We start from the raw sequence: 4,842 nt of genomic DNA on the forward strand, positions 1-4,842 counted from the left end.
AAGCTGCTCTTTCTAAAGAGGAACGGCAACAGTTGCTGGAATTTTATCGTGATGATATCCTCAAACTCCAAGATTTGATTCAACGAGACCTTTCGGTTTGGTTAACTGTTTGAGTGTAAGTAGTCAGCTTAAGCGCTACGCGTACGCTACGCGAACAGCTATTGAAGAAAACAGGTCAGAATTCATTTAATCTGAGTTATGTCGCAGCGTTGAAGCCTGCGCCACAAACTAGCTAGAAGTCAGATAGGACTTACGCAAATCCCTCAATTTAACGCTACCTGTAGGGTGGGCAAGGTTTTGCCCACCCTACCCATGCATTCTGTGCGGGTGGAACAGGCTTCTAGCCTGTGATAAGTGCGCATATGCTTACCCATGGGCGATACTGGGTTCGAACCAGTGACCTCTTCCGTGTGAAGGAAGCGCGCTACCACTGTGCTAATCGCCCATACTTTTTTAGTCACTAGCTTTACAGTATACCACAAATTACGGTCACGTGACAACTAATGTTTGCGTGAAAAGCTGACTTTTCTGATATCCCTTGATGGTGAATCAGTCAGCTGTGGATCAAGCTAGATATCAATCTAGATATAAAATCTTAAAACTACACTATAGCATTTTTATACCACCAATTTAGGAGTTGACAAACACAAGTAAGTAATGTTACATTAGCATCGCAAGAGTTTTAATGGTTAGACCCCTATAAACAGTGGGTTGCCTAACTATCAGGTAGACAGGATTTTTTTCACTCTTTCCTCTTCCCTTTTCCCTGCTCCCTGCTCCCTAAAAACCCAGAACTTTGTACTTAATTGAATTGCAAACCGCTGTATCGATGAGTCAGTTAGTAGTCTTAAAACTGGGAAATGGAAATTGTCAGGAAGGTTTTCCTACTGTTATCGCTCAACTTTGGGAAACAGATCATCGTAATCCGATTCAGTTTACTGGATGTTTGCCTGCTGCACCGGAACTGCCTAAACTCTACAAACGCTGGCAATTAATGTATGCAGCACTCTACGGAGGCTTCAGGTGCGATCTCCGTCTGGAAATTCATGACGTTAGTATCACTAATGTTTCAGAAGCTGAGTTTAGGAATCTGTCTCAACAGTTAGAAGAGCAAATTAATACCTGGCTCAATGCTGAAGAATTTCACAAGATTGAACGGCGAGTGCGAACTAAACTAATGCCGTCTGAGGAAATTAGAGTGATTATCGAGGCGGAAGATGACCAAGTGCGACGATTGCCTTGGCATTTGTGGCGTTTATTTGAAGATTACCCGCTGACAGAAGTGGCGTTGAGTAGCCAAGAGTATGAGCGAGTCAGAACGCCAGCTCGAGAGTCAACGGGTCAGGTTAGGGTATTAGGAATTTTAGGAAATAGTGAAGGGATTGAGGTTGAAAAAGACCGCGCTTTACTTGAGCAGTTACCAGAGGCGGAAACTGTTTTTGTGGTGCAGCCACAACGCCAAGAGCTTAACCACCAGCTTTGGGATAAACAGGGATGGGATATCCTGTTTTTTGCGGGACATAGCGGGAGTGGGGCGGATGCTAAAACCGGTTACATAAGTATTAATCAAACTGATAGCTTAACGATTTCCCAGTTAAAGCATGCTCTGAGAACAGCTATTACCTGTGGTTTGAGACTGGCAATTTTCAACTCTTGCGATGGCTTGGGATTGGCACGGGAATTGGCTGATTTACATATTCCTCAGTTGATTGTGATGCGGGAGCCGGTGCCCGATCGAGTGGCACAGGAGTTTTTGAAGTCCTTTTTAACGGCATTTGCTGGTGGAAAATCCTTATATTTGGCAGTGCGGGAAGCTAGGGAACGGTTGCAAGGGTGGGAAGATAACTATCCTGGTGCTAGCTGGTTACCAGTGATTTGCCAAAATCCGGCTGTTGTTCCGCCGACTTGGCAACAGTTGCGCGATCGCAATCAATTCCCTTCTGTTTCAGGTAGCTCCAGTCAGGCTCATGGGTCACAAACCTCTTCAGAGGGTCAACACATGATGCGATCGGCTGTAGCAGGGGGTCAAACTTCATTGCCCAGTACCTCCCCTACTCCTTCAGACCAAACTAGCTCCGACAAACCATCCCATTCGTTTCCGATTCGTTTACTATGGTGCGATCGCGTTTTGTTACTCAAGGCTAGTGTATTCGCCATGGCTTTGGTAATGGGATTGCGGTGGTTGGGACTATTGGAAGGGCTTGAACTAAAAGCTTTTGACAAACTGATGCGACAACGACCCTATGAAATGCGGGACGAGCGTCTGTTGATTGTTAAGGCTACCCCAGAGGATATTAAAAATCAGGAACAGCAACCCAAGCATGGGGCATCGTTATCAGACCATACTCTTACTCGGCTATTTGAGAAACTCCAGGAGTATGAACCAGTCACGATTGGCTTAGATATCTATCGTGATTTTCCGGTGGATCCAGCTTACCCTAAACTAGCAACTTACCTGGGACAAAAGAATTTATTTGGTATCTGTAAAGTTAAAGATGCTAAGGCTGGGGACACCGAAGGGATTTCTCCACCCCTGGAAATTCGGCCAGATCGGATTAGTTTTAGTGATGCTTTACCTGACAAAGGGGGAATCCTCCGTCGCCATCTGTTATCTCTGAACTCACCAGACCTGACTGATAAGTGTACTGCTAAGAATAACCTTAGCCTGCTACTAGCCCTATACTATCTAAATGCTAAGGGTATCCAATGGGGCTACACATCAAATCAGCAATTGTGGATTGATGCGCCACATTTGGGTAACGGTAAAACTGTTGTGCTGAAGGAATTAAATTCTGATACCGGTGGCTACCACAGAGTGGATGCAGCAGGTAGACAAATCTTGCTAAATTACCGTTCCCGTCGCTCTCCTGAAGATATTGCACTAACAGTCAATGTTGGCGATATTCTCAATGATAAGATTCCGCCCCAGCGCAGGTCCCAACTGAAGGGTCGGATTATTCTTGTTGGTATAGCCGGTCCAATTAATACCAGTAGTGATTACTGGCTCACCCCTTACAGTGCCAGTCAGTCCCTGAGCGAGAAGCGAACACCAGGAGTGGTGATTCAAGGACATATGGTAAGTCAAATCCTGAGTGCGGTTCTGGATAATCGACCTTTGTTGTGGGTTTGGTCAGAATCGGGAGAAGTGCTGTGGATTTGGGGTTGGTCTGTGGTAGGAAGTGTAATTGGTTTGGTAATGGGATTCCGCTCAGGCCAGGCTAGGGGTATGCATTTCCTAAGTGGCTTGGTAATCTCGACGGGAGTGGCACTTGGTGCTTTGTATGGCATTTGTTATCTGTTTATTTTGCAAGGGGGTTGGATACCGCTGGTGCCATCAGCAATGGTATTGGTGCTTACTTCGGTGGGTATGGTTTTGGTAGTACGTTATACACCATGTTCCAATCAGATGTGAAACTTAGATTGATGCAAAAAGGGAACTTCTGAGACCCAGCCAGCATCTTCCTTGGCAAAAGCATCGGAGTTGACAATGGTTAAAATTAAACTGCTTTATGGGATTGCGTTTGCTCTGACGACTCTCACTAGCTACCCAGCACAAGCGCAATTGATGGAATCCACTGGCAATAGGGCTGAATCTATAGCAGTAGAGTTTAAACAGCCAGATTATTCAGGTGATGCGCCGAGCGGACGTAGGCGAGGTACAGGTAATCGTGGATATTGTCCTATGGCTGTTTCTGAAATGGGAGGAAACCTTAGGATGACTCCTGTGATCGCTAAAGATAGTAGGGGATTGACAGTTAATGAGTCTCCGACTATCTGGGTTCATGTTTCCTATCAATCTGAACCTGTTGAGAGGGGGCTTTCTGGGGAATTTTCCTTGCAGGATTCAAAAACTAACACCAAGCTTGCTCCAAAATATCTCCCTGTTACTTTGCCAAGTCGGTCTGGTGTGTTTAGCATACCTATTCCCTACTCCTTAAAGGTTGGTAAGTGGTATCGCTGGTATCTGATCGTTGATTGTAATTCCCCAGACTCGTTTTACGATGACTCGGTTTTGTTTATTAGAGGACTGTTGAAACGGGTTGAATTGCCAGAGTTTAAGCATCCATTAGATACAACAAACTCACAGCAGAAGCTAATGACAGTTTATGCTGAAAATGGCATTTGGTATGATGCCTTGAATCAAGCAGCTAAACTTCGTTGTAGTAATCTACAAAATGCTACGTTTGCTGAGGCTTGGTCCCGATTGTTGAAAGCGGTTGAATTGGAAGAAATTACCCAGGCAAGCTTGATCTGTCGGGAGTAGTTTGGTTTAACTACAAGGGAGCAGGGAGTAGGGAGTAGGGAAAAGGGGGATAGGGTTTGATGGTTTTTCAGCTATCAGCGTGTCGCGTATCAGCTATCAGCTATCATTAAGCATTAATAACTTATCAGCTATCAGTAATCAGCCAAAGGCCAACGGCTGACCGCTGACCGGCTGACCGCTGAATGCTTACTTTTTTATAACTGAGTCTAAGTCAAATGCACAACAGCTTAGGCGATCACCTTAAAATCAGAAATTGTCTCAATCCATACCCGTGCTCCACAATGTAGAGGCTCATCTGGGCGATACATCACCCGACAGGGGCCATTGACTTCGACAGTATGACCGTAAGTGTTTTTAGAGCCTCGTTTTACGGTAATCACCGGATTGCGTTCGCCAGTGTTGTGATTTTGGCGAATGACTTTTTGATTAACGTGGATGACAGCTTTAGTGTAATTTGTGCGCTTTGACCAATTCCGCTTTGGTCCGCGAGTACCAGGGGTGACTACTGGCATGCCATCAAATAAGGGAATTACCCAAGTTCTACCGACCTTATAAGCACCTTTGACTCTGCCCTTGCT

General features: G+C 45.3%; 3 protein-coding genes and 1 tRNA gene. 2 read left to right on the forward strand and 2 right to left on the reverse strand.

Annotated features, from left to right (window positions below; all coding sequences use genetic code 11):
* Nucleotides 1-373: 373 nt before the first annotated feature.
* Nucleotides 374-445, reverse strand: a tRNA-Val gene (locus F6K49_RS35230).
* Nucleotides 446-796: 351 nt separating this feature from the next.
* On the opposite strand from F6K49_RS35230, the gene F6K49_RS35235 reads away from it, so the two are divergent.
* Together F6K49_RS35235 and F6K49_RS35240 are read left to right on the forward strand one after the other, a co-directional pair.
* Nucleotides 797-3,412 (forward strand): CHASE2 domain-containing protein, encoded by a 2,616-nt coding sequence (locus tag F6K49_RS35235; RefSeq protein WP_293104234.1) that lies wholly within the window; start codon nucleotides 797-799, stop codon nucleotides 3,410-3,412.
* Nucleotides 3,413-3,487: 75 nt separating this feature from the next.
* Nucleotides 3,488-4,264 (forward strand): DUF928 domain-containing protein, encoded by a 777-nt coding sequence (locus tag F6K49_RS35240; protein ID WP_293046581.1) that lies wholly within the window; start codon nucleotides 3,488-3,490, stop codon nucleotides 4,262-4,264.
* A 227-nt stretch (nucleotides 4,265-4,491) separates the two neighbouring features.
* Here the strand turns inward: F6K49_RS35240 and F6K49_RS35245 are convergent.
* Nucleotides 4,492-4,842, reverse strand: a 351-nt coding sequence (locus F6K49_RS35245; RefSeq protein ID WP_293104237.1) for a DNA-binding protein, incomplete at its 5' end; no start/stop codon positions are given.

Source organism: Moorena sp. SIO3I6, from assembly GCF_010672095.1.

Bases quoted from the DNA above. Each gene is read 5' to 3' on its own strand.
- F6K49_RS35240 (WP_293046581.1), top strand. From the start codon at position 3,488: ATGGTTAAAATTAAACTGCTTTATGGGATTGCGTTTGCTCTGACGACT.